Raw genomic sequence first — 22,991 nt, 5'->3', positions numbered from 1 at the left:
ATCCGCCATTTGGTGGGTTTTCGCATTTATGGAGATAGACATTATGTCTGACCTTGAAATCAAAAATACGCTTGATGCTGTAAACAAGCAATTGAAAAAAGCTAATGAAGAGTTGTTGCCAAAAGCAGAGAATGCGCTCAAAAAAGCTGAGAAGTCTGAAGAGTTGTCTACTCAAACAAAAAATGAGTTAGATAAGCTAATGACAACCACCAACGCTTTGGAGGTCGCTAAAAATGATCTTGAAGTGCGTATTGGCGAAGCTGAGCAATTATTCGCGCGCCATAAGGGCGATGCTGGTAACAAAACTTACCAAACCGCTGGCCAGATTGTAGCCAATCACGAGGGTTTGCCACAGTTTGTAGAGGGCATCCAGGCTGGTCAGAAAATCCGAATCCCTGTTGGCAATGCAATTACGTCGCCTGATATTCCAGATGGTATTATCGCACCAACACGCCTCCCTGGTATTGATCAGAAGCCTAAGCAGCGTTTGTTTATCCGCGACTTAATCGCACCAGGTCAAACAGACAGTAATGCTATTTTTTGGGTGCAAGAGGGCGGCTTTACTAACAATGCAGCTGCGGTCTCTGAAAACACGCAAAAGCCGTACTCTACAATGACTTTTGATACCAAGATTACACCAGTGGCCACAATCGCTCATATGTTCAAAGCGTCTAAGCAAGTATTAGATGACTTCAAACAGCTGATGTCTACTATCGATGCTGAAATGCGCTTTGGTTTAAAGCAGAAAGAAGAAGAGCAAATCTTGTTTGGCAATGGTTCTGGTGCAAACTTGCATGGCATCATGCCACAAGCTGAAGATTTTAACGCCCTTATTAAGCCTGAAGGTACATCAACCAATATTGATGTTGTGCGTTTAGCAATGCTGCAGTGTCGTCTTGCACGTATGCCTGCCACTGGTACCGTCATGGACTTCTTGGAGTGGGCGAAGATTGAGCTGACCAAAAACAGCCTTGGCAACTATATCATCGCCAATCCAATGGGCTTCTTAGAAAAAACTCTATGGGGCCTACCAGTTGTCGATACTGATGAGCCAAACTTCAAAGGCAAGTTCTTAACAGGCGCGTTTGCAAGTGGCGCTCAAATTTTTGACCGTGAAGAAGCCAACGTGGTTATTTCTACTGAAAACGTAGATGACTTTGAGAAGAACATGATCTCTGTCCGCTGCGAAGAACGTTTAGCATTAGCGCTTAAGCGTCCTGAAGCGTTCGTTAAAGGTGAGTTTGCTACAGCGGTTGCAGGTTTAAACGCAGGAGCCTAACTCACACTCACAGCATTCCACGAATAATAAAAGGCAGCTATTAACCGTAGCTGTCTTTTTTATGGAGATAACAATATGTTTGTACGAGTAAATACCGACATTATGGTCGGAAACAAGACGATTATGAAGGGTCGCACTGCAGAAACAACAAAGAGCGAGGGTCGCGATCTCGTCACTAAAGGCTATGCAGAGGAAGTTGATGCCTTAGATACTGCTGATGCAAGAGGTGCTGATTCTAATACTGAAAAATGGCAAACCGTAATTGCCATTAATGATGATGAAAGCGTGGTCACTGTCAATGATATGACGGGTCCAGAGCTTAAAAAATTCCTAACCGATAATGAAGTCGATTTTAAATCGAGCGCTAAAGTCAACGAGTTAAAAGACTTGGTGGAAGATTTAATTAAATCAAAAAATGAAGGTTAGCCATGATCACACTTGAGCAAGTCAAATTCCAATGCCGTATCGAGCAAGATTTTCATTATGAGGACGGCTTGCTCAATGGCTATATTGCAGCGGCTCGTAATCATGTGCAGATGCATATTGACCGCACGATTTATCCTGATGCGGTGCCAAGCGATGACCCGGATGGCTTGGTAGACAACGCAAGTATTGACCAAGCAATGCTATTACTGGTAGCTCATTGGTACGCAAATCGTGAAGCAGTATCTGAGTCAGCAATGACTGAAGTGCCGCTTGGTGTGCGTCACTTACTGCAACCCTATAGACGCATGGGGGTTTAAATGAATGCTGGCAAGTTAAGACACCGCATTAAGCTTTATAAGGGCAAAACAAAATCATCGCCTATGGGTGGGGGCGGAGCATTAATATGGGAGCATGTACTGACACTCTCCGCCGCGTTTGAGCCACTATCTGTAAAAGATATGTTGGCAGCTCAAGCGGCCAGTAGTGAGGCTAAAGTACGTTGTACCTTACGGTACCGGCATGATGTGGATAGCAAAATGCGAGTTGGCCATAGAGGCCGGATGTACGAGATTGATGGCGACCCACTGCCAGATGCGAACAGTGGCCTCGAATACATGACTCTAATGTTAAAAGAGGTGACAAATGGCTGATGATTTTGGCAGCATGGAGATACACGGGCTTGAGGAGCTAGAAGCTAAGCTTGCTGAAATGGACAATGACATGGCGGGCAAAGCTCTGTATGGAGCACTTAACTTTGCTTCATCGCCAATGGTTAAGGAAGCAAAACAACGAGCACCAGCTACAGAACAGGCTTATAGAAGGTACATGTCTTCCGGACAAGGTGAAGCCACTTATACGACGACTTTACTTGGTAAAAAACGTAAAGGTAAGTCTAAAAAAGCTAAGCGGGGTGAAGGTAAGTTCGAAGTACAGCAACCTGGCACTTTAAGACGTAGTATCAGAAGGCAGCGATTAAGAAAAATCCGAGAGTTTAACGAAGGAGGCGCTGCAGTCGGGATTTTTATCAAAAATAAACGCTCAGATTTACCGCCTTACTATTGGTATTTTGTGGAATATGGGACCTCTAAAATGCCAGCTGTACCATTTTTAAGACCTGCTTTTGATAACAATGTTGATTTAGCGGTAGATAGGTTTAAGACCAAACTAGCCGCCAACATAGAAAAATATACGGAGTAAACCATGATAGCAGGTGTGTTTATATATAACGTGTTGTCAGCTCTGGTTGAAGGCAGGGTTTATCCGGATGAGGTTAGCGAGTCTGATAATCAAACCACTCCGTATATTGTTTATCAAGATATCAGTAATAACCCCGAAATAACCATGGATGGGGTCACAGGTCATGAATGGGTCCGCATGCAAATAGATGTTTATCATCATGATAAATACGCAGGCGTTTTGCTGGCTAATAAAGCTATCCAGTTAATTAATGATAATTCAATATCTGCAATATATGGCGGCAAAGTGTCCAGTAAAGATGGCGCTTTGTACCGTCAGATGATCGAGTATGAATTTTGGCAAACAGCCGATACCGAGTAACACCTTACCTTTAATGAAATGGAGTATGACATTATGTCAGTAGAAAATTTAGTAGATAGCATCTACCGCTTGTTTGTGAAAACCGCTGATGAAGCACCATCTTATACCAAGTTGCCGCACCTACTTAAATGTGAGCCGCCAGTCAAAGATCCGGTGCTTGATGATGTAACAGCAACTGACGATAGACGCACTGTAAAAGTACCAGTAGATTTTACTGAAGACAGTGAAATCGAATTTGAGTATGCGCTTGATGCAACAAATCCTGTGCACATGGCCATCCAAGATGCGTTTGATAATCGCACTGAGCTTGATTTTAAGTATGTGTATGTAACAGCGCCTAAAATGAGCCGCGGCTTCAAAGCCATGGTTGTGAAGCTGACACCAGATGCGGAAGATAAAAAGAAAAAAATGCGCATGAAAGGCACACTATCCATTACCAGCGACCCAACTGTACTAGAAACAAGCGACCCCGTTGTTGCTGGTTAGCTATAAGAAATAAACATCCATCAAGGCTCGCAATAATCTTGTGGGCCTTTTTTAACACTAATATTTATTTAAGAGAATCAAAATGGCTACTAAAACCAAAGCGTATAACAAATCATTACTATTAGCAGCTGTTGCTAAGTCTAAGTTACTTTCACCAGAGGCGGCGGATATTGAAGAGCTTGGCGGTGTAATCTATGCTCGTAGAATGTCAGTAGGCGAACGCGAAGAATATTTTGAAGCAATGAAAAAGGTCGAAGGCACCGGCAACGCTGAAGCCTTTGTGCGAGCAGCAGTAGATGAAAACGGCGAAGCTTTATTTGATGACAGCGATGAAGACTTAGAAATTGTCAAAAGCCTACCACCATCTATCACTCAAGCGGTACTAGCGAAATTCAATGAAATCAATCATTTGGTAAGACTATCGCCCAAGCAGGATGAAGAAGATATTAAAAAAAACTCTTAACAAAACCTGATAGATTCTTCCTGTTTAAGCTGGCAGGACACTTGGGTAAGACTGTGGCTGAGCTATTAGACACACTATCAATCAGAGAGTTAAAAGAGTGGCAGGTGTTTGATAGGTTAGACCCCATAGGCGGACATCGAGGTGACCTGCAAGCAGCCATGATAGCGTTAATGCAGTCTTCCAATCCAGACGCCAAACTGACTGACTTTTTAGTCGTTGACCCAAATCCGATGACTGACGAGCAGCGCGAAGTTTATGAAGAGCAAATGCTGATGATAGAACTGCAGCAATCGGCCCAGCGTACTATCTCAATGTTTGAGCAGTTGGATTCAAAAAATCGCCATTGATTGCACAAATTCAGTTTATTATAGTTGATAAACATGCATTTACTTGGATTATAAGATGAAGACTCTAACAGTATTAAAAGCTGTCTGTCTGGCTTTTGCGATGTCCTTACCTGTTACTTTGGCTATTGCAGATATTAGCTACAAAGATTTACCAAAAGAAGTAACGCCCGAAAACTATAAACAAGTGGGAGAAGCCTTAGATCAGTGGATCATACTTGAAGACAATCGTTTGGGGAAAGTCTCTATGTTACCATCATCGATTGTTGAGGATGAACTCTCCAATCCTACAATATGGATGAAGATGGAGTTTATTAAGCCAGAAAAAGGCGTGAAGGTGCAAAAAATAATGTATGTGTTTAATTGCAGTATTCATAAATATGGCATTAGTAATTTAATAGCTTATGATAAAAAAGGCAACGTTGTGAAAAATATATCAAGACCTACGGTTTTATCTGTTGACACCGTGGCTATTCCCCAGACTTTTCAGTACGGTTTAATGCAAGCTTTATGTGATTGATATATGAACAACCCGTAACTAAACAAAAAGGCCTCAATCGTTTGATTGGGGCTTTTTTATGCCCAAATTAAAGTAAAGGAGCTGTAGAGTGGCCACTAAAGTATTATCCCGCTTAGATATCATCTTGTTTGCCAACACAGCACAATATCGCCGTGAGATCCGTGAAACAGGTGAGTCAACCAAGACTGCTATGCAAGCAATGGCAGATGATGCAAAGAATATGGCCAAAGTGGGTGCTGCTGCGTTTGCTTCTATGGCAGCAGCTGGCGCTACGGCTGTTGGAGTGATGGTTAAAGAGCAAATTGAATTAGGTAATGAGATTGCGCGAACAGCAAAAATAGCTAACTCATCAGTACAAGGTATCCAAAAGCAAGCCATAGCAGCTAAGGCCGCTGGCGTCGAAATGGATAAACTAGGTGATATCTATAAAGATACCCAAGATAAGGTTGGTGACTTTTTGACCACCGGCGGTGGCGAAATGGCCGACTTCTTTGAAAATATCGCTCCTAAAGTGGGTGTAACCGCTGAAGAGTTCAGGAGGCTATCAGGGCCAGATGCCCTGCAGTTGTATTATGACAGCTTGCAAAAAGCCAACCTATCTCAGTCAGAGCTTGTTTTTTACATGGAGTCTGTGGCTGACGAAGCTAGTTTGTTGATACCTTATTTGCATGATGGGGGCGCTGGGTTTGACATATGGTACCAGGCAGCTAAAAACGCGGGCGCTATAATGACCGATGAGACAATTGTGGCAACAGAGCAATTGCGAGCATCCACTGGACTATTGACGCTATCTTATGAAGGCGCTAAAAATCAGTTTACTCAAGGTATTATGCCTGTCCTAAGCGACATGGCTGGCATGCTGGTTGAAGATGCGTCTGCAGCAGATATAGCGCGCAAGGCTGGCGATTTACTAGCAAAAGGCTTTAAGGTGCTGGCCGCAACGGGTGTTGGAGTCGTCACAATTGTTAAGGCAATTGGCAAGAGCGTATGGGCTCTTGGTGAATCTTTTGCCCAATGGGGGCATGTTATGGATGGCGTGGACTTGACCAGCCCCTTTGCCTTCTTTCAGATTGCTAAAAATATTGCTTGGGATGTGCCGGCTGCACAGATGAAGGTGCTTGGCAATGCCATAACAGACATCAAGTCTGATTTTGCTGAAGCTTATGATCTGATGGGCAAAATCATGCATCTTGGAGAGAATGGTACAAACAAAACGGTGGCGGCTGTTGTCGAGCCCAACAAAGCTCAAGACCAGCTTGGAAAAACCCTAGGCCAAACCGGTAAGGAGTATCAAGACCAGAAAAAGCAGGCTGAAGAGGCAGCCAAAGCAGCTGAGAAAGCGGCTAAAAAGACAGCAAACAGTAAATCATTAATCCCTAAAGCTACAGCTGATGCAATCCTTGAGGGCGCTAAGCGCTTGGGAATTAACCCTAATGACTTGGCTGCAGTTATATCATTTGAGACATCCGGAACATTTAGTACAAATGCTCGTAACCCTGGCTCGTCAGCGACTGGATTAATCCAGTTTATGGAAGCCAGTGATGGCGTAAAAGATGGCAAGTATTATGGCCACACACGTAACCAGTTCGGCGCATTACTGCCCTTGCAACAAATGGAGTATGTCGTTAAATACCTCCAAGGCCGCGGCATTGGTCCAGGCTCGGATGTGGGTGCAATATACGATGCTGTAGCGGGCTATGGTTACAAACGTGGCTCAAAAGCATATGAGCAAAATAAAGTTTGGGATGTCAACGGCGATGGTGTCGTCGCAAAAGGTGAGGCGGTCAAGGGTAGTCGATTTAGGCAACATATTAAACCTTACTTTAGTGATGGCGACGCAATAGCGCAAAACAACATTGTCGAGCAAGCCAGAGAGGCTGCACGTATTGCTGAGCAGCAAGCAAAACAGCGCGAATCAATACGACGTGAGTACGCCGATAAGATCACTCAAATTGAAATGGATTTAGCTGAGAAGTTAAAGACAATTGAAGAGTCGAACTTCGGCGCTGAAGAAAAACAGCAGTTAACAGCTAAAGCCAAAGAACGCGCTGATATTGAGATTAAGCAATATCAGCGTGCGCAAGATGAAAAAATTGCAGCGCTGACTAAATTTGGTAAAACTGAAGCCGAATTAATTAAACAAGATGCTGATCAGCGCATTGCAGCATTAACGCTTGACCAAGAATTAACTGATACGCAAAAGCAAGCAGGTATTGCAAACATCGAAGCTGAGCGAGACTACAAGCTAAGTCAGCTTGCATACATTCATGACGTTGAAATGAATCAAGCTCGAAGTCTTGAGTACACTGAATCTGAGCGAATTAAAGCACAGTATGCACTCGAGCGTCGTGAGCTTGAACTTACTCTAGGTATGGACGCAGATCTACGTGCTGCTAAGAGTAAGGCGATTAATCAGGCAGAACAGCTTGCACTTGATGAGCTACGTTATGCGCATGAAGATGAGTTAAGACAACTTGGCAGCTATGGCTTAACACAGCTGCAAAGTATAAAAGCGGACTATGAGCAGCAAATACGAGAGCTTGACCGCCGTCGTGATATTGACGACAACCAAAAAGGAGAACTGCGTAATGCGATAACTGGTGCTAAGAGGTATGCCCTTAACGAACACGCGCAAACAGCATCAGATGCTTTTAGGCAGTTGAAATCGGAATTGGGCGGTACCTCAGAAAACTTGGCTTTGGCTCAAGAATATAAAGCCAGACTTGAAATTGTTAAAGAGTTTGAAGAGTCGCATACTGACCAAGTGAGAGAAGCTGAAGAACTACGAGGACAAATTAGACTTGAATTTGAGCGTAAAGCTACCCAGTTGTCTTTAACTAGCTCACAAACGATCGCAGGCAATCTTGCGGAGTCATTTAAAACTGTACTTGGCGAGCAAAACGCAGCTTATCAAACCATGTTTGCTGCACAGCAGGTATTTGTTATGGCCTCTGCGGGCTTAAACATGTATGACGCATGGGGCGATATGATGGCCACAGGTGCAGGTTTATCTGAAAAATTAGCTGGAGCAGCTACTATCACCGCGGAATTTGGCAAGATTATCTCTGCTGCAAGCTCTATAAAGCTTGAGTTGCCCGGATTTGAAGTAGGCGGATTTACTGGTACTGGCCGTACAAATGAAATTGCGGGTCTTGTCCATAAAGAAGAGTTTGTCGCCAACGCTGGTGTGACTCGTAAGTATAGACCTGAGTTGGAGGCTATGCATAATGGCACTTACAAGCGCAACAGTGGCAACACTAATATCAATGTGAGCGTCACAGTTGCAGGAGGCAGTAGTAAAGACTCGGTTGAATCGAATCATCAAGCGGGTAAAGCGCTTGGCGATATTATCTCAGCGCATATAACAAGATGGGCACAAGACCAGTCACGCCCAGGAGGGATTTTAAGTGCGTAAATTTGATTGGCGTTTTGACATGGGTGCAAGCGCCCAGACTGTTAACAAAGTTAACAAGGTGCAAATGGGTGATGGTTATGTGCAGCGCCCCAAAGCCAAAATCAATAATAAATTGACAAACTGGTCAGGTACTAAAACGGGAGATTTAGAAACAGTAATAAACCCGATATTAAATTTCTTAGACAGCCAGCAAGGGATGCCTTTTTTGTGGGTCAACCCATGGGGCGAGGAATGCAAATATACTTGCGAAGAATATAGCACGACTCAACGCAGGGGGAATTTATGGCAAATATCATTAAAATTTGAGCAAACAATTTGAGCACTAACCACAAACAATCATGTCAAATATTGGAGAAATTATGAGTGATTCTAAAACCACATCTAAAACATTAACCCTTGACGAATTATCAGTCTTGATGAACTTTCATTACGCTAAAGAAGCATGGAATAAAGAAGACACAGCGCAAGTCAGCATTGAATATGATAATGAATACAAGGATTTTTTAATTACGACAAGCGAAAAAGAAGTGCGAGAGGGTCGTATTTCGAAGTTACAAGCTGAAATTACCGCGTGGGCAGACGGTCAAATCAAGTCTTTGTATTACGCAAATAAGAATGTCAACGCATTTGTACTGACATTTGCAGATGATGTGTTGAGCATTGAGCTCGGATTTGAATCCGAAGATGTGGCATCTTAAAAACATTTAAAGAGTCCAGTATGAGAGAGTTAACACCCGAGCAAAACAAAGCAATCACTCAGCTTGAGCAGGATGTGTTGCTTGAGCTGTTTGATATCGACTTTACCAAATTTGGTGGCGACGTCTATCACTTTTGCAACCAAACTAACGAATTGGGTCAGCCGATTGTCTGGCAAGGCGTGACTTATCTTCCGTACCCTATCAGCGCAGATGGCTTTGAGCTTAAAAACACGGGGGCCAGTAACCGCCCTAATATCACCCTATCAAACTTATATGGTTTGGTTACTGCAGTAGTTGAAGACTACCAAGGGGGCGTAGGTGCAGTTGTCACCCGTCGCCAAGTCTATGCCCAGCATTTAGATGCAGCTAACTTTGCCAAGGGCAATCCAAATGCTGATCCAAACCAGCAGCTTGTATCACGCTATGTCATTGAGCGCTACTCATCTCTAAACAGTCAAAGTGCTACGTTTGAGCTTGCAGTACCGAGTGAGACAGATGGGGTTATGTTGCCCCGTCGTATTATCGTTGCAAATACGTGTGGCTGGACGTATAGAGGTGATGGCTGTGGCTACACGGGGCATGCCGTCGCTGATGAATTTGATCAGCCTACTGATGACCCTGAAAAAGACAAATGCAGCAAGTGCTTACAGGGGTGTCGTGCCAGATTTGGCCGTAAAGCAGTCCTGCCGTTTGGCGGATTTGTAGGGGTTGATAAGTTATGACATTAGATGAGCAAATAATTTGCCACGCTAAAAACGAATATCCCAAAGAAAGCTGTGGCATGATTTTTGATGGTGCTTACATAGCTTGTGACAATGTCGCAGACAATCCAACCCAGACATTTAGAATCAGCCGTGACGACTGGCAACCAGCAGACGTAATTGTGCACTCACACCCCCAAGGACAACGTTATCTAAGCGGTGCAGATCGTAAGACACAACATAAGACACGTTGTGATTGGTGGTTAGCAGTTACTAATGATATTAAAAGTTGGGAAATTATCAAATACCGCTATGCCCCTTTATTACGTGGTCGTACTTTTGAGTATGGCAAGCATGATTGTTACTCATTAGTTGAGGATGCTTATATGCTATGCGGCATCAAGTTGATGTCGTATAAGCGTAAAGGTGAAGCTCAGGAGATAGCTGACAATGCTTTTATTGTTAACTTCCCCAAGACTGGTTTTTATCAGGTTAATTTGACTGATATGCAGCCCGGCGACGTCATCTTAACGTCAATCCGTGGTAATGCTAACCATGCAAGCATCTATCTGGGTGATGAGCAAGTGCTACACCACCCATACGGCGGACTATCCAGACGTGAGGGCTTCTGTAATGTTTGGCATAAATCAATGCACAGCGTGTGGCGACATAAAGATTGGCAATCAGACATGATGACCGCTATTTTTAATGATTTAGAGGCAACAAAATAATGGCAATCGTAAGACTATACGGTGATTTAACTGATTTTGGCACCCGCTTTGACTTGCATGTCAAGACTGCGGGCGAAGCCATGCGTGCTTTATTTACTCAACTTGATGGATTGCAAAAGCGCATAGCTGAAGGCGGTTATTTTGTACGTGTTGCTCGCAAAGACGTAACAGATAAGACTATCAGCACAGATTTTAGCCGTGACTTGACAGCAAATGATGTTATACACATTGTGCCAGAGATTGCTGGCGCTGGTAAATATGGGCAGATTATCTTAGGTACAGCCATGATCGGTGCAGCATTTTTTACAGGAGGCACATCACTGGCAGCAATGGGCGCTATGTCAACTGCCATGTTTAGTGCTGGTATCGGTTTGGTGTTGGGCGGTGTCGCTCAGATGCTGACTAAGCAACCTAAATTTGGCGATACCAGCAACACTGATCAATCACGCTCATCATCATTCAGTAGCCTAGGCAACAGCACAGCACAAGGTTCATGTGTACCTTTAGCGTATGGCGAAATTATGATTGGCAGTAAAGTCATATCGCAATCGATTGAGAGCTATAAAGTGAGTGGCGATGTTGTCGCAAAAGATGCTGCCGAGCTGGTGCAAACTCGTGATTATCATGTGCCAGCAGCATTCCAAAACTACAACTTGGATAAAGATGATGACTCTGTAAGAGCGGTTAATTATACAGTGAGGGTAGATTGATGGGTGGTCGAGGAAAAGGTGGCGGTGGCGGACATACGCCCATCGAGCAACCAAATACATTAGAGTCAGCACAAAAGCTGAAAATTATTGATTTGTTATGCGAAGGCGTGGCAGGCCAAGATGTCACGTTTAAAAATATCTATTTAGACAATACGCCTGTGCAAAATGAAGATGGTAGTTATAATTTCACCGGCATACGTGTATCTGCTCTTCCGGGAACGCACAATCAAGACTATCTAGCTGGCTTTGATAGCACCGATAAGATCGTATCAGTGGGCGCTGAAGTTAAAGCATCTAAGCCTATTACTCGTACTATCACAGACCCATTGGTTGATAGCGTCAGAGTCACTCTTGCTCTTGGTTCACTTGTAACCCTTAAAGACAACGGTGACCGTGTTGGTGGCTCTGTATCTTTAACTGTTAAGTGTGGTAATAAAAATTATCCGGTCACTATTACAGGCAAAACCACTTCAGCCTACCATCAAGACGTTGTACTGACAGATTTACCAGATACACCCTTCAACATTAGTGTGCATCGCAACACCCCAGACAGCAATACAGATAGCGTTAGTAATGCTACGCATTGGGTAAGCTATGTAGAATCAATAGACGCTAAATTTAACTATCCAAATTCAGTTGTAGTTGGGCTTGAGATTGACTCAGCCCAATTTGGGGGCAAAATCCCCACACGCACGTATCTGAACAAATGGACTCAGATAAAAGTACCAAATAACTACGACCCTATCACTCGCACCTATGATGGTATCTGGTTAGGTGAATTTAAGACCGCATGGTCAAATAACCCTGCGTGGGTATTTTATGATCTAGCAACTGATAAGCGCTATGGTTTGGGTGACCGTCTGGGCGAGTTTGGTTGTGATAAATGGTCACTGTATCAGATTGCTAAATTCTGTGATCAGATAGTTCCTGACGGCTTTGGCGGCGAAGAGCCACGCTTTACTTGTAATGCGTATATCAGCGAGCCTAGTGATGCTAAAGCTTTATTAGATGACTTAGCTAGTGTGTTCCGTGGAATTGCCGTTTGGGATGGTCAACAAGTGATGGCATTGCAAGATGCCAAAAAAGACCCTGTAGCTACTTATACTAATGCAAACGTGGCAGATGGGTTGTTTGGCTACCAAGGTGCTGGGCAAAAGACCATCTTTACTGCTGCACATGTTAAATATAACGACAAAACCGATGGCTATGCGACAAAGACTGAGTATGTCGCTAATGATGACGCGATTAAACGCTATGGTCTAAACGTTAAACAAATCACCGCTTTTGGTTGTACAAGCCGTGGTCAAGCTGCTCGTGTCGGTAAATGGTTGATTGAAACCTCTATCCGTGAGCAACAAATGGTTAGCTTTAAAGTGGGCCGTGAGGGTATCCGTCATTTGCCGTTTGACATCATAGAGATTGCAGACAACGACTACGCTGGCGATATGATCGCTGGGCGTGTGTTATCAGTTGCAGGCAATACAATTACTGCTGACCGTGCTATGGGCGATATTAAAAATATCCGTTACTATGCTAATGGTCAAAGCAAAACTGTGTCTGTGCAATCAGTAAATGGCACCAAAATTACTCTAACAGATACGCCCGTTGGTATCGAGCAATTGGGTGTATTTAGCGCCACTAAAACAGACGTTAAACCAAGATTGTTCCGTGCTTTAAGCATCAAAGAAGACGGTGACACGTATACAATTAGTGCTGTTCAACATGACGAAAATAAAGAAGCGGTAGTTGATCAAGGCGTAACTTTTGAGCAAGATGATACAGCGACCAAGCACACACCACAAGTCAGCTACGGCCGTGTCTCTAAAGACGGGGATGAGCTACTAATTGCGTGGGAAGGTACTAACACTACAGAGTATCTGATCAAAGTCTATAAAGACGGAGAGCTATACCGCAGCTACAGCCAAGACAGCGCCGAAATCAAGCTTAAAGGCCTGCCAAACGGCGAATACAAAGCTGAAATCCGTGGCAAATCTGCCAACGGCCAACTGACAGAGCCAGTCATCAAAGAGTGGTCTATTGACTATGATATCAAAGGACTAAAAGCCACACCTGAGCTATTTGCTATCAAATTAGACTGGACTAATCCAACAACGGTTATCAATAAGGCTAAGATTGAGATATACCGTAGCTTAAGCAATAACAGAGCTACTGCAACTAAAGTTGCTACTTTGTCTTACCCCACCGATACCTTTACTCAAAACGGCGTTAAGCTGTCAGAGACTCACTATTTTTGGTTAAGACTGATTGATGATCAGGGCAACACAGGTAATTGGGTAGCTATGAGTGGTCAATGCAGTGATGATGCGTCGCAAATCGTCGCCAGCATCAATGGTAAAATCACCCAAACCGAGCTGTCAAAAACACTGATTGACAGCTTACAGTCTGATATTGATACCGCTAAGACCCAAGCTGTCAGCAGTGCCAATGCTGACGCTGCTAGTAAAGTAGCTGCGGAAGCCCAAGCACGTGCTCAAGCCCTTCAAGCAGAAGCTCAAGCACGTGCTCAAGCGCTCCAAGCTGAGGTAACAGCACGACAACAAGCACTGGCAGCACAAGATAAAAAACAAACAGATGCTTTGACTGCTAAAGCTCAAGAGCTTAGTACGCAAATCAGTGAGGTTGAAGAGGTTAATGATGCTCAAGCTAAACAGTTAACAACGTTGACTGCTAAAAAAGATGAGCTGGTAGCTGGACTCGAAGAAGAGCGCACAGCAAGGATAGAAGGCGATCAAGCTGAAGCAAGTGCCCGTCAAACGCTTGTTAGTAAAGTAAACAACGCTGAAAGCAGCATCACTAATTTACAGTCTATAAAGGCATCTAAGACTGAAGTAGCCAGTCTCGCACGTACTGGGCTACAAAGTGAGTGGCAAAGTGCAGCAAACACAGCTAAGCAGCAAGCAATAGATGCTGCAAAGGCTGATGCTGAGGCTAAAGCTAATGCGGCTAAATCAGCAGCCCAAGAGTATGCAAATGCTCAGGTTAATGCTAAAAGCGTATCTGATAAAGCTTATGCAGACGGTCTTATCAGTGCTGAAGAACGGCGTGCTATTGATGATGCCAATGCTAAATTAGCGGCTGCCAAAGCTGATGCAAAAGCCAAGGCAGATGCGGCTGAGTCTGCTGCCAAAGCTCATGCAAATGCTCAGGTTGATGCTATTGAAATTGGCGGACGGAACCACTTTCAATATAAATACTTATCAGACGACAGTAACTGGGAGGGTGGCTCATATAAAACACCAAAACAGCCAATTAAACTAGAACCAAATACCGAATACACTATACATATTAAAAAGGTTGACTTAACAGCTGGATGGGGTGTTTTACTGCTCTATACAGGTGAAAAAGACAATAAAGTCGGTATAGGTGGCTCTGTTTATAATAATGGTGGCAACAGTAAAATTTATCACAATGTAGAAAAAACATTCACAGTTGATGAAACTGGGAACTTGTGGCTTTCTGTATATGGTCCAAACATAACAACCTATGTAGAGGAAGCTCAAATATTTAGAGGTACTAAATTACTTGACTGGACACCAGCCCCTGAAGACGTGGCTGAGGAGATCAACAACACAAAAGCCAGTCTTGATGAGTTTAAGCAAACCCAAGCGAGTAAAGACCAAGCGCAGACCATTGCTACCAATCAAGCTTTGTCTCGTATTGGTGATGCAGAGAGCAGTATCACTAACTTACAAAGTACCAAAGCTAGTAAGACTGAAGTAGCCAGTCTCGCACGTACTGGGCTACAAAGTGAGTGGCAAAGTGCAGCAAACACAGCTAAGCAGCAAGCAATAGATGCTGCAAAGGCTGATGCTGAGGCTAAAGCTAATGCGGCTAAATCAGCAGCCCAAGAGTATGCAAATGCTCAGGTTAATGCTAAAAGCGTATCTGATAAAGCTTATGCAGACGGTCTTATCAGTGCTGAAGAACGGCGTGCTATTGATGATGCCAATGCTAAATTAGCGGCTGCCAAAGCTGATGCAAAAGCCAAGGCAGATGCGGCTGAGTCTGCTGCCAAAGCTCATGCAAATGCTCAGGTTGATGCTATTGAAATTGGCGGACGGAACCACTTTCAATATAAATACTTATCAGACGACAGTAACTGGGAGGGTGGCTCATATAAAACACCAAAACAGCCAATTAAACTAGAACCAAATACCGAATACACTATACATATTAAAAAGGTTGACTTAACAGCTGGATGGGGTGTTTTACTGCTCTATACAGGTGAAAAAGACAATAAAGTCGGTATAGGTGGCTCTGTTTATAATAATGGTGGCAACAGTAAAATTTATCACAATGTAGAAAAAACATTCACAGTTGATGAAACTGGGAACTTGTGGCTTTCTGTATATGGTCCAAACATAACAACCTATGTAGAGGAAGCTCAAATATTTAGAGGTACTAAATTACTTGACTGGACACCAGCCCCTGAAGACGTGGCTGAGGAGATCAACAACACAAAAGCCAGTCTTGATGAGTTTAAGCAAACCCAAGCGAGTAAAGACCAAGCGCAGACCATTGCTACCAATCAAGCTTTGTCTCGTATTGGTGATGCAGAGAGCAGTATCACTAACTTACAAAGTACCAAAGCTAGTAAGACTGAAGTAGCCAGTCTCGCACGTACTGGGCTACAAAGTGAGTGGCAAAGTGCAGCAAACACAGCTAAGCAGCAAGCAATAGATGCTGCAAAGGCTGATGCTGAGGCTAAAGCTAATGCGGCTAAATCAGCAGCCCAAGAGTATGCAAATGCTCAGGTTAATGCTAAAAGCGTATCTGATAAAGCTTATGCAGACGGTCTTATCAGTGCTGAAGAACGGCGTGCTATTGATGATGCCAATGCTAAATTAGCGGCTGCCAAAGCTGATGCAAAAGCCAAGGCAGATGCGGCTGAGTCTGCTGCCAAAGCTCATGCAAATGCTCAGGTTGATGCTATTGAAATTGGCGGACGGAACCACTTTCAATATAAATACTTATCAGACGACAGTAACTGGGAGGGTGGCTCATATAAAACACCAAAACAGCCAATTAAACTAGAACCAAATACCGAATACACTATACATATTAAAAAGGTTGACTTAACAGCTGGATGGGGTGTTTTACTGCTCTATACAGGTGAAAAAGACAATAAAGTCGGTATAGATGGCTCTGTTTATAATAATGATGGCAACAGTAAAATTTATCACAATGTAGAAAAAACATTCACAGTTGATGAAACTGGGAACTTGTGGCTTTCTGTATATGGTCCAAACATAACAACCTATGTAGAGGAAGCTCAAATATTTAGAGGTACTAAATTACTTGACTGGACACCAGCCCCTGAAGACGTGGCTGAGGAGATCAACAACACAAAAGCCAGTCTTGATGAGTTCAAGCAAACTCAAGCGAGCAAAGATCAAGCGCAGACTGTTGCTACCAATCAAGCCGTGGCTCGTATCGGAACTGCCGAAGGTAAGATCACAACGCTGCAAAATACGTCAGTAACAAAAGACAAAGCACAGTCAACTCACACCATCAAAACTCAAGCAATAGCTGGAGGCAAGCGAGCTATTGCGGGCATCGCAGTGGGAGCAATGGCAAGCGAGCAAACAGCAGAGTCTCAAGTCATCGTTATGGCTGACAAATTCGGTGTTGTTAGAGATGCTGGTGATGGTGTCGTCAAGCCCATGTTTAGTCTAGTCAATAATCAGGCAGTATTTAATGGCGACCTGATTGCTGACGGCACAATTCTGGGTAAGCATATCAAAGCCAATCAAACGATATCAGCACCGATAATCAATGGTGGTGAGTTGAATATCAATAACCGCTTCATCGTTGATAGGTACGGTAATCTAACTGCACTTAGCGGTCGGTTTGAGGGCACTGTATTAGCCGACAAAATTAGCGGTACTATTGATATTGAGTCGATGAAGCGGTCGGCATGGACGCCTAGTTACCTTGTTAAAATGTCGAATTACTACGCGACTAACGGGTACCTTTTATACAACCCTGATGAACCGATGAAAGATAAAACGTTACGTTTACCGTCCTTCGGAGGGTTTACGTTCATAGCTCCGGAATATGGCGGCGGTGGGCAGGTGCAAACCGTAGAATTCAGCATAGCGGTTAGGGCTGGAAAGAAAACGAATGTCAGTCAATATCTGGTAAATTTAAATGACATTTTATATGTAAAAGTCTTTAGCCCTGGCGGGGTTTACGAGAAGAAGTACACGCAAGGGCAGTCCGAAATCAATTTTGAACTACAAGAAGGCTACAATACGGTTGTGTTCGTTCTTGCAAACAGCGGAGGGTCGACTGCAATGACGGTACTAGGCGACTTTATCGACAATGTAAACGTAAAATTTGCATAACCACACCACCTTCGGGTGGTTTTTTTATATTTAGAATAAGGGGGCGATATGCTCAAAAAGATTTTAACTCAAGGCATACGTCTTAAAAAACGTATGCTGTGGGTAATTGCAATTATATTGCTAATAACAACAGCAGCAGTCGCAAGTACAGCAGAACCGATTCGCACAATCGCAGCCAATACGTGGGGCTTTGGCGTACCTTTTCTTAAATCGTGGCTGCCAATCTGGATTTTTGCATTTGCGGGCGGTGTCGGATCGCTATTTTTTAAAATTGAGCAAATTGATAAGCATTTCAGATATCTGTTGGTGGCAAAACCATTTTTAGGGGTTTTTGGTGCTCTATCGCTGTGTTTGATTTTAGCGTCAGCAGTTGAGCCGCAGCCCCCAATTATGTCTGCTTACGCTTTTATTGCAGCTCTGTTGTCAGCACCAATATTACAAGGGCTGTTAGCAGCAGCATCAATATCACGTAATCATGCAGCATTTATCAATGCAGTTAACCCTTTTAAATTCAAGGTTGTTGTGGATGATAAAGGAGATCGAGATGACAATACTAAATCTTAATTTTAACTTAAGTGCAGTGTTATGCATTATTGCTGCCGGTTACGGATTTTACATATTAATAAGACATATGCACATCACAAGTAGACGCAAGCCAACACTTGCATGTGATGCACTTGCGGTCATGCTGGGCACTTTAGCATGGGGTACGGCTGCACTTGAGTTTTTAGAGCTATCAGCAAGCTATCATTCGCCAATTGAGGTTCAAAGGATAATGATGGTGGTGGCTTGGTGCTGGTTGTTAACACGATATCGATATCGCCAATAATCAATTCAACAAACACCCCGCAATGCGGGGTTTATTTTTTTGAGGTACAGGTATGAGCAAATATTTAACAGAGCAACAAATCAAAGATGCAGCAAATAAACATGGCTACACTTACGCTCAAGTTAAAGCAGTGTTGGAGGTTGAGAGCCGTGGCACAGGGTTTAACGCGGACGGCACACCAAAAATTCTGTTTGAGCGCCATAAATTTTGGAAACTGCTGGGTGATATTCGCTGGTTTACGATGCGACTTAAAATAATGGCTAAACACCCGCGCATTTGCAATCCGAGGGCTGGCGGTTATGGTAAGTACTCAGAGCAAAACCACAAACTAGCAATTGCAGCAAGTTATAATAGAGATGCAGCATTGCAGTCTTGCAGCTGGGGACTTGGTCAAGTAATGGGCTATCACTGGTCAAAACTGGGCTATAAATCTCTACAGTCATTTATCAATGCAATGTATGCGAGTGAAGCAGAACAACTAGAAGCAATGTTGCGATACGTTGAAAGATTCGGGCTTAAAGATGAATTACAAAATAACCAGTGGGCATCATTTGCGCGCGGCTACAACGGCAAGGAGTACCGTAAGAATCGCTATGATGAGAAATTGGCCGCAGCACATAAAAAGTTTGCAGCGTGATATCATCTTGACATGCTTTTAAGTAAAATCACGTCAAAAGCCTGTCATAAAAAAAGCCCCTCTGGTGAGGGGCTTGATTTTATTACTAATATTTGGTGGAGATGGCGGGAGTTGAACCCGCGTCCGCCAGCACTACGCTCATGAATCTACATGTTTAGGGTCTGTCTTTGGCTTTAACCCGCACCGAACCGACAGTCAGGTTGGATAGGGCGATCCTTTAAGTTTGAACCTAAATGATTAAGGCAATCATTTAAGCGAACCCATATGCGTGCGCTTCAACTCGTCTAACCCACTATGGGTAAAGGGCAGAGGAGTAAGCAGGGTTTAAGCTGCTAGAGCGTAAGTTTCGTCGTTTGCGACTATAACAATATATGTTTGATTAACGAGAGGACATATACTCTCGACATGCATCATTGAGTTTCATCACCAGCGTCGAAGCCAGAACATCCCCAATTGAACGAGTAATTATATAGACATTTTTCATCGAGCACAAGCCAAGTAAGCCGGCTCTTACATTAGGTAACATATTAATATAGATAACTAATTTTACCAAACCCCTTACCCATAAAAAAAGACAGCCTAAGCTGTCTTTTTTTGATCTCTACAACCAAAAGCGGTAGATAACTATCAAAGTAAGAATAGGTGAGGGCGCTTGGCTCTCAGCTATAAATTACTCTGCGTCTTCTTCAGCTTCTTGTTGTGCTGCTTCTACATCACCATCTTCAGAAAGAATAGTAACTAGGATGCTAGCAAAGATATCGTGGTGTAGTTGGATGTCAACGTTGTATTCACCTACTTGACGTAAAGTACCTTCAGGTAGCTTAACTTCAGCGCGATCCACTTCAAGACCAGATTTGGTAAGGGCATCAGCGATATCGCGAGTACCGATAGAACCAAATAGTTTACCATCTTCACCAGATTTAGCGCGCATGATAACGTTAACGTCAGTTAAAGCTTCAGCACGTTTGTTAGCAGCTGCTAACTCTTCAGCTTCAATTGCTTCAAGCTCAGCACGACGTGCTTCGAACTTCTCAACGTTAGCTGGTGTGGCAGGTAGAGCTTTACCTTGTGGGATAAGATAGTTACGACCGTAACCTGATTTTACATCCACAGTTTCGCCAAGTTTACCAAGGTTGACGATACGCTGTAATAAAATAACTTGCATGAGTCACTCCTAAGTTGGCTTACTGATGATTGTCAGTGTATGGTAGCAATGCTAAGTAACGAGCTTGTTTGATAGCAGTGGCTAATTGACGCTGATATTTGTTAGACGTACCAGTGATACGGCTAGGAACAATTTTACCATTGTCACTGATGTATTGTTTTAGTAGCTCAACATCTTTATAGTCGATGTGAGTAATACCTTCAGCGGTAAAACGGCAAAATTTGCGACGGCGATAAAAACGTGCCATGGATCTTCTCCTTAAATGAGCTTAAATTATTCGTCAGAATCGTCGTTAGACTCATCATCCTGATCGTTGTCAAAGTTTTCGCTACGTGGAGCTTTACGGGCACGCTTCTCATCAGCACTTTTTGCTAATTGTGAAGGTTCAGTAATAGCGTCGTCACGACGAACAACTAAGCTACGGATGATAGCGTCGTTGTAACGGAATAGCTCTTCAAGCTCTTCTAGAGTTGCACCATCACACTCGATGTTGAATAAAACATAGTGTGCTTTATGGATTTTGTTAATTGGGTAAGCCAATTGACGACGGCCCCAATCTTCAAGACGATGAACCATACCATTGTTGTCTTGAACTAATTTGATATATCGCTCAACCATTCCGACTACTTGGTCGCTTTGGTCAGGGTGTACGATAAGCACCACTTCGTAATGTCGCATTTAAGACTCCTTACGGATTAGTAGCCATTGACCCCATGTCAACAGCAAGGAGATTTATAGCAAAGACAGATAATAAAAATAAAAGTAACCATCTACAATAAAATAATTTTTAGGATAAAGGCTGTATAATTAAAGCCCTTTCAAAATTACTTGTTGCTATAAAGCGGCGGATTATAACAGTTATTGGCGATATTAACAAGCTTTGTATCAAATGGTTTCAATCCTCAATAACTGATTGAGCGAAGGGGTAAAAATGTTTAGAGTAGCCTGCTACTATGATTACCTTTGAAAAACTTTATAAAATCAGCAAAAGCTGTGCGCGTTACAAGAAGCGTTATCAAATAGGTACTAAGTTATGAAACGTAAAGCCATAATTATAGGCGCAACTGGACTGGTTGGTAAGCAACTGGTAAACCACCTAAGTTTAATGTATGACAGCTTGATCATCGTGGCCAGAAAGCCACCAAAGCGCATGTCTGCAGAAATGCAGTTTTATCAATTGGGCGATTTTACCAACTTACAAGAAATCATGGCCAGTATCGCCATTGGCTCAGATACAGATGCTTTTACCTGTTTGGGCAGCACCAAAAAACAGGCCGGTGGTGAAGAGGCCTTTAGACGCATTGATTATGAATACAATTTCGAATTTGCCAAAGTGTGCCGCGAAAAAGGAGTACAGCGCTTCTTTTTATTGTCCGCTCTTGGAGCAGATGTCAAAAGCCGCTTTTTTTATAACCGTGTTAAAGGCGAGCTTGAGCAAGCAGTAAGCGAGCTGGGTTTTAATGAATTGGTCATCTTCCAGCCGTCTTTACTACTTGGCAAACACAAAGGGCGCGTACTTGAAAATACCGCTCAAAGTATTTATAAGGTATTCTCGCCTTTGGTGCCTAAGACCATGAAGGCTCGTCCTATTGAGGCACAAAGAGTCGCCGCTGCTATGGCGGTAACCGCTCAAAACTTATATGAGCGCCATAGATTTATGGATGCCCAGACAGAGTCGCAAGTACATAAAGTAACCATTATAGACAATAAACAACTGCTTGCGATGACCCAATTAAAGTCTTAAGCTAAACACAAGGCTGTTTTTAGCTTAAAATCAAACTGGCTGATGTCTTAAGCCAAAAAGATGTGCAACCATAATACTATTTGAGGGAACAACCATGACTGAGATGACCAAAACCAACTTTGTGACCTGTGATTTGTTGGATGCCAATCCTGAAAGCCAGGTGTGCTTGCCTAATATTGAAGGCAAGTCTTTTTATAGTTTTGGGGGTAAGGACAGATTTTGTGGTGAGATTGTTACGGTTAAATGCTTTGAGGACAACAGCCGTGTTAAAGAGCTGCTAAATACGGATGGCCGAGATGCCAAGGGTGAGGGCAAAGTATTGGTGGTTGATGGCGGTGGCTCAATGCGCTGTGCACTACTTGGTGATATGATTGCCCAATCAGCCATTGATAATGGCTGGGCTGGCGTGATTGTTTATGGCTGCGTGCGTGATGTGGATGACATGGCACAAATGGATATCGGTGTCATGGCGCTTGGCTGTATTCCTCGTAAGTCCAACCGCCGCGGCGAAGGTCAGACGGATATCGAAATTCGTTTTGGTGATTTGACCTTAAATTCAGGCATGATTATCTACGCTGATAATAACGGCATTATTGCCAGTGATAAACCACTGATTGCCTAGTGTGCCTAGCCGCTTATTGTTTTATTTTTATTATCAGCGGTCTGAGCGCTGTTTAAGATGTCAGCTATCAAGTATCTACATATAAGACAGACCGGATATAAGACAGACCGGTAAATGATCGCTGAAATTGACCATTCAACTTTCACTATCTAAAGCTTAGAAGCTTGTCACAGATGTCGTTGATAACCTATCGCCATATCAAATCAATACGCTTTAGATAGTGCAAGACAATCGTAACCGGTGGTACGCCTGTATCACTGTTAAAGACTATATGGATTGGGTATCAAAAATTGGTT

At 43.3% G+C, this 22,991-nt stretch carries 25 protein-coding genes, 1 other RNA gene and 1 pseudogene; 23 read left to right on the top strand and 4 right to left on the bottom strand.

From position 1 onward, the window contains the following. The first annotated feature begins 43 nt into the window (after positions 1–43). The 20 genes from MN210_RS08710 (at position 44) to MN210_RS08615 (ending at position 19,164) form a co-directional block, all read left to right on the top strand. Entirely contained in the window at positions 44–1,279 is a 1,236-nt protein-coding gene (locus MN210_RS08710) for a phage major capsid protein (RefSeq protein ID WP_338412057.1), read from the top strand. Between the two features lie 75 nt (positions 1,280–1,354). Beyond that, entirely contained in the window at positions 1,355–1,705 is a 351-nt protein-coding gene (locus tag MN210_RS08705; protein ID WP_241878274.1) for a hypothetical protein, read from the top strand. A 2-nt stretch (positions 1,706–1,707) separates the two neighbouring features. After that, on the top strand, positions 1,708–2,022 hold the full coding sequence (locus tag MN210_RS08700) for a head-tail connector protein (RefSeq protein WP_241878273.1): 315 nt from the start codon (positions 1,708–1,710) through the stop codon (positions 2,020–2,022). Then, positions 2,023–2,355: a phage head closure protein gene (locus MN210_RS08695; protein WP_241878272.1), complete on the top strand. Its 333-nt coding sequence runs from the start codon at positions 2,023–2,025 to the stop codon at positions 2,353–2,355. Continuing rightward, positions 2,348–2,902 (top strand): HK97-gp10 family putative phage morphogenesis protein, encoded by a 555-nt coding sequence (locus MN210_RS08690; RefSeq protein WP_241878271.1) that lies wholly within the window; start codon positions 2,348–2,350, stop codon positions 2,900–2,902. The genes MN210_RS08695 and MN210_RS08690 overlap by 8 nt, the downstream gene beginning before the upstream one ends. Before the next feature lie 3 nt (positions 2,903–2,905). Continuing rightward, positions 2,906–3,262, top strand: a complete 357-nt coding sequence (gp17, locus tag MN210_RS08685) for a tail completion protein gp17 (RefSeq protein ID WP_241878270.1) — start codon at positions 2,906–2,908, stop codon at positions 3,260–3,262. A 33-nt stretch (positions 3,263–3,295) separates the two neighbouring features. Further along, entirely contained in the window at positions 3,296–3,748 is a 453-nt protein-coding gene (locus tag MN210_RS08680) for a hypothetical protein (protein ID WP_338412056.1), read from the top strand. 82 nt (positions 3,749–3,830) lie between these two features. After that, positions 3,831–4,211: a phage tail assembly chaperone family protein, TAC gene (locus MN210_RS08675; RefSeq protein WP_338412055.1), complete on the top strand. Its 381-nt coding sequence runs from the start codon at positions 3,831–3,833 to the stop codon at positions 4,209–4,211. Positions 4,212–4,252: 41 nt separating this feature from the next. After that, positions 4,253–4,558: a phage tail assembly protein T gene (locus tag MN210_RS08670; protein ID WP_241878267.1), complete on the top strand. Its 306-nt coding sequence runs from the start codon at positions 4,253–4,255 to the stop codon at positions 4,556–4,558. Between the two features lie 55 nt (positions 4,559–4,613). After that, the gene (locus tag MN210_RS08665; protein WP_241878266.1) at positions 4,614–5,075 is read left to right on the top strand and encodes a hypothetical protein; all 462 of its coding nucleotides are present in this window, start codon (positions 4,614–4,616) and stop codon (positions 5,073–5,075) included. Between the two features lie 88 nt (positions 5,076–5,163). Continuing rightward, positions 5,164–8,490, top strand: a complete 3,327-nt coding sequence (locus MN210_RS08660) for a hypothetical protein (RefSeq protein ID WP_338412054.1) — start codon at positions 5,164–5,166, stop codon at positions 8,488–8,490. Then, the gene (locus MN210_RS08655; RefSeq protein WP_338412053.1) at positions 8,483–8,809 is read left to right on the top strand and encodes a phage tail protein; all 327 of its coding nucleotides are present in this window, start codon (positions 8,483–8,485) and stop codon (positions 8,807–8,809) included. The genes MN210_RS08660 and MN210_RS08655 overlap by 8 nt, the downstream gene beginning before the upstream one ends. A 40-nt stretch (positions 8,810–8,849) precedes the next feature. After that, positions 8,850–9,188 (top strand): hypothetical protein, encoded by a 339-nt coding sequence (locus tag MN210_RS08650; protein WP_241878261.1) that lies wholly within the window; start codon positions 8,850–8,852, stop codon positions 9,186–9,188. A 20-nt stretch (positions 9,189–9,208) separates the two neighbouring features. Next, positions 9,209–9,910: a phage minor tail protein L gene (locus tag MN210_RS08645; RefSeq protein ID WP_241878260.1), complete on the top strand. Its 702-nt coding sequence runs from the start codon at positions 9,209–9,211 to the stop codon at positions 9,908–9,910. Then, on the top strand, positions 9,907–10,620 hold the full coding sequence (locus MN210_RS08640; protein ID WP_241878259.1) for an NlpC/P60 family protein: 714 nt from the start codon (positions 9,907–9,909) through the stop codon (positions 10,618–10,620). Before MN210_RS08645 ends, MN210_RS08640 begins: the two co-directional genes overlap by 4 nt. Continuing rightward, complete coding sequence (locus MN210_RS08635) at positions 10,620–11,330, top strand: tail assembly protein (protein WP_241878258.1); 711 nt, start codon at positions 10,620–10,622, stop codon at positions 11,328–11,330. The genes MN210_RS08640 and MN210_RS08635 overlap by 1 nt, the downstream gene beginning before the upstream one ends. Further along, the gene (locus tag MN210_RS08630; RefSeq protein WP_338412052.1) at positions 11,330–17,698 is read left to right on the top strand and encodes a TipJ family phage tail tip protein; all 6,369 of its coding nucleotides are present in this window, start codon (positions 11,330–11,332) and stop codon (positions 17,696–17,698) included. The genes MN210_RS08635 and MN210_RS08630 overlap by 1 nt, the downstream gene beginning before the upstream one ends. 48 nt (positions 17,699–17,746) lie before the next feature. Beyond that, the gene (locus MN210_RS08625) at positions 17,747–18,262 is read left to right on the top strand and encodes a hypothetical protein (protein ID WP_241878257.1); all 516 of its coding nucleotides are present in this window, start codon (positions 17,747–17,749) and stop codon (positions 18,260–18,262) included. After that, positions 18,243–18,527, top strand: a complete 285-nt coding sequence (locus MN210_RS08620) for a hypothetical protein (RefSeq protein ID WP_241878256.1) — start codon at positions 18,243–18,245, stop codon at positions 18,525–18,527. Before MN210_RS08625 ends, MN210_RS08620 begins: the two co-directional genes overlap by 20 nt. A 52-nt stretch (positions 18,528–18,579) precedes the next feature. Then, on the top strand, positions 18,580–19,164 hold the full coding sequence (locus tag MN210_RS08615; protein WP_241878255.1) for an N-acetylmuramidase family protein: 585 nt from the start codon (positions 18,580–18,582) through the stop codon (positions 19,162–19,164). Positions 19,165–19,257: 93 nt separating this feature from the next. On the opposite strand, the gene ssrA is transcribed toward MN210_RS08615, so the two are convergent. The 4 genes from ssrA to rpsF form a co-directional block, all read right to left on the bottom strand. Beyond that, positions 19,258–19,615: a transfer-messenger RNA gene (gene ssrA, locus MN210_RS08610) on the bottom strand. 219 nt (positions 19,616–19,834) lie between these two features. Beyond that, a complete protein-coding gene (gene rplI / locus MN210_RS08605) occupies positions 19,835–20,329 on the bottom strand; it encodes a 50S ribosomal protein L9 (protein ID WP_011960860.1) in 495 nt (164 codons plus the stop codon). A 19-nt stretch (positions 20,330–20,348) separates the two neighbouring features. Beyond that, on the bottom strand, positions 20,349–20,576 hold the full coding sequence (gene rpsR / locus MN210_RS08600; RefSeq protein ID WP_007395263.1) for a 30S ribosomal protein S18: 228 nt from the start codon (positions 20,574–20,576) through the stop codon (positions 20,349–20,351). A gap of 26 nt (positions 20,577–20,602) precedes the next feature. Next, on the bottom strand, positions 20,603–21,007 hold the full coding sequence (rpsF, locus tag MN210_RS08595; RefSeq protein ID WP_011960859.1) for a 30S ribosomal protein S6: 405 nt from the start codon (positions 21,005–21,007) through the stop codon (positions 20,603–20,605). A gap of 355 nt (positions 21,008–21,362) precedes the next feature. On the opposite strand from rpsF, the gene MN210_RS08590 reads away from it, so the two are divergent. From MN210_RS08590 to MN210_RS13320, 3 genes and pseudogenes are all read left to right on the top strand, one after another. After that, positions 21,363–22,073 carry an NAD(P)H-binding protein gene (locus MN210_RS08590; protein ID WP_011960858.1) on the top strand — a complete coding sequence of 237 codons (711 nt, stop codon included), beginning with the start codon at positions 21,363–21,365 and terminating at the stop codon, positions 22,071–22,073. 103 nt (positions 22,074–22,176) lie between these two features. Further along, the gene (rraA, locus tag MN210_RS08585; RefSeq protein WP_110817357.1) at positions 22,177–22,695 is read left to right on the top strand and encodes a ribonuclease E activity regulator RraA; all 519 of its coding nucleotides are present in this window, start codon (positions 22,177–22,179) and stop codon (positions 22,693–22,695) included. Between the two features lie 51 nt (positions 22,696–22,746). Then, a pseudogene (locus MN210_RS13320) lies at positions 22,747–22,990 on the top strand (RNA-guided endonuclease InsQ/TnpB family protein); the annotation flags it as partial. Position 22,991: the final 1 nt, after the last annotated feature.

This window comes from Psychrobacter raelei (assembly GCF_022631235.3).
GTDB classification, from domain to species: Bacteria; Pseudomonadota; Gammaproteobacteria; order Pseudomonadales; family Moraxellaceae; genus Psychrobacter; species Psychrobacter raelei.
The sequence above is the reverse complement of the archived record's forward strand: the minus strand, read 5'-3'. Positions and strand labels throughout refer to the sequence as shown.

Bases quoted from the DNA above. Each gene is read 5' to 3' on its own strand.
- MN210_RS08625 (WP_241878257.1), top strand. From the start codon at position 17,747: ATGCTCAAAAAGATTTTAACTCAAGGCATACGTCTTAAAAAACGTATG.
- MN210_RS08680 (WP_338412056.1), top strand. From the start codon at position 3,296: ATGTCAGTAGAAAATTTAGTAGATAGCATCTACCGCTTGTTTGTGAAA.
- MN210_RS08675 (WP_338412055.1), top strand. From the start codon at position 3,831: ATGGCTACTAAAACCAAAGCGTATAACAAATCATTACTATTAGCAGCT.
- MN210_RS08695 (WP_241878272.1), top strand. From the start codon at position 2,023: ATGAATGCTGGCAAGTTAAGACACCGCATTAAGCTTTATAAGGGCAAA.
- MN210_RS08615 (WP_241878255.1), top strand. From the start codon at position 18,580: ATGAGCAAATATTTAACAGAGCAACAAATCAAAGATGCAGCAAATAAA.
- rpsR (WP_007395263.1), bottom strand. From the start codon at position 20,576: ATGGCACGTTTTTATCGCCGTCGCAAATTTTGCCGTTTTACCGCTGAA.
- rraA (WP_110817357.1), top strand. From the start codon at position 22,177: ATGACCAAAACCAACTTTGTGACCTGTGATTTGTTGGATGCCAATCCT.
- MN210_RS08690 (WP_241878271.1), top strand. From the start codon at position 2,348: ATGGCTGATGATTTTGGCAGCATGGAGATACACGGGCTTGAGGAGCTA.
- MN210_RS08645 (WP_241878260.1), top strand. From the start codon at position 9,209: ATGAGAGAGTTAACACCCGAGCAAAACAAAGCAATCACTCAGCTTGAG.
- MN210_RS08700 (WP_241878273.1), top strand. From the start codon at position 1,708: ATGATCACACTTGAGCAAGTCAAATTCCAATGCCGTATCGAGCAAGAT.
- MN210_RS08630 (WP_338412052.1), top strand. From the start codon at position 11,330: ATGGGTGGTCGAGGAAAAGGTGGCGGTGGCGGACATACGCCCATCGAG.
- rplI (WP_011960860.1), bottom strand. From the start codon at position 20,329: ATGCAAGTTATTTTATTACAGCGTATCGTCAACCTTGGTAAACTTGGC.
- MN210_RS08705 (WP_241878274.1), top strand. From the start codon at position 1,355: ATGTTTGTACGAGTAAATACCGACATTATGGTCGGAAACAAGACGATT.
- MN210_RS08665 (WP_241878266.1), top strand. From the start codon at position 4,614: ATGAAGACTCTAACAGTATTAAAAGCTGTCTGTCTGGCTTTTGCGATG.
- gp17 (WP_241878270.1), top strand. From the start codon at position 2,906: ATGATAGCAGGTGTGTTTATATATAACGTGTTGTCAGCTCTGGTTGAA.
- MN210_RS08620 (WP_241878256.1), top strand. From the start codon at position 18,243: ATGACAATACTAAATCTTAATTTTAACTTAAGTGCAGTGTTATGCATT.
- MN210_RS08640 (WP_241878259.1), top strand. From the start codon at position 9,907: ATGACATTAGATGAGCAAATAATTTGCCACGCTAAAAACGAATATCCC.
- MN210_RS08590 (WP_011960858.1), top strand. From the start codon at position 21,363: ATGAAACGTAAAGCCATAATTATAGGCGCAACTGGACTGGTTGGTAAG.
- rpsF (WP_011960859.1), bottom strand. From the start codon at position 21,007: ATGCGACATTACGAAGTGGTGCTTATCGTACACCCTGACCAAAGCGAC.
- MN210_RS08710 (WP_338412057.1), top strand. From the start codon at position 44: ATGTCTGACCTTGAAATCAAAAATACGCTTGATGCTGTAAACAAGCAA.
- MN210_RS08635 (WP_241878258.1), top strand. From the start codon at position 10,620: ATGGCAATCGTAAGACTATACGGTGATTTAACTGATTTTGGCACCCGC.
- MN210_RS08650 (WP_241878261.1), top strand. From the start codon at position 8,850: ATGAGTGATTCTAAAACCACATCTAAAACATTAACCCTTGACGAATTA.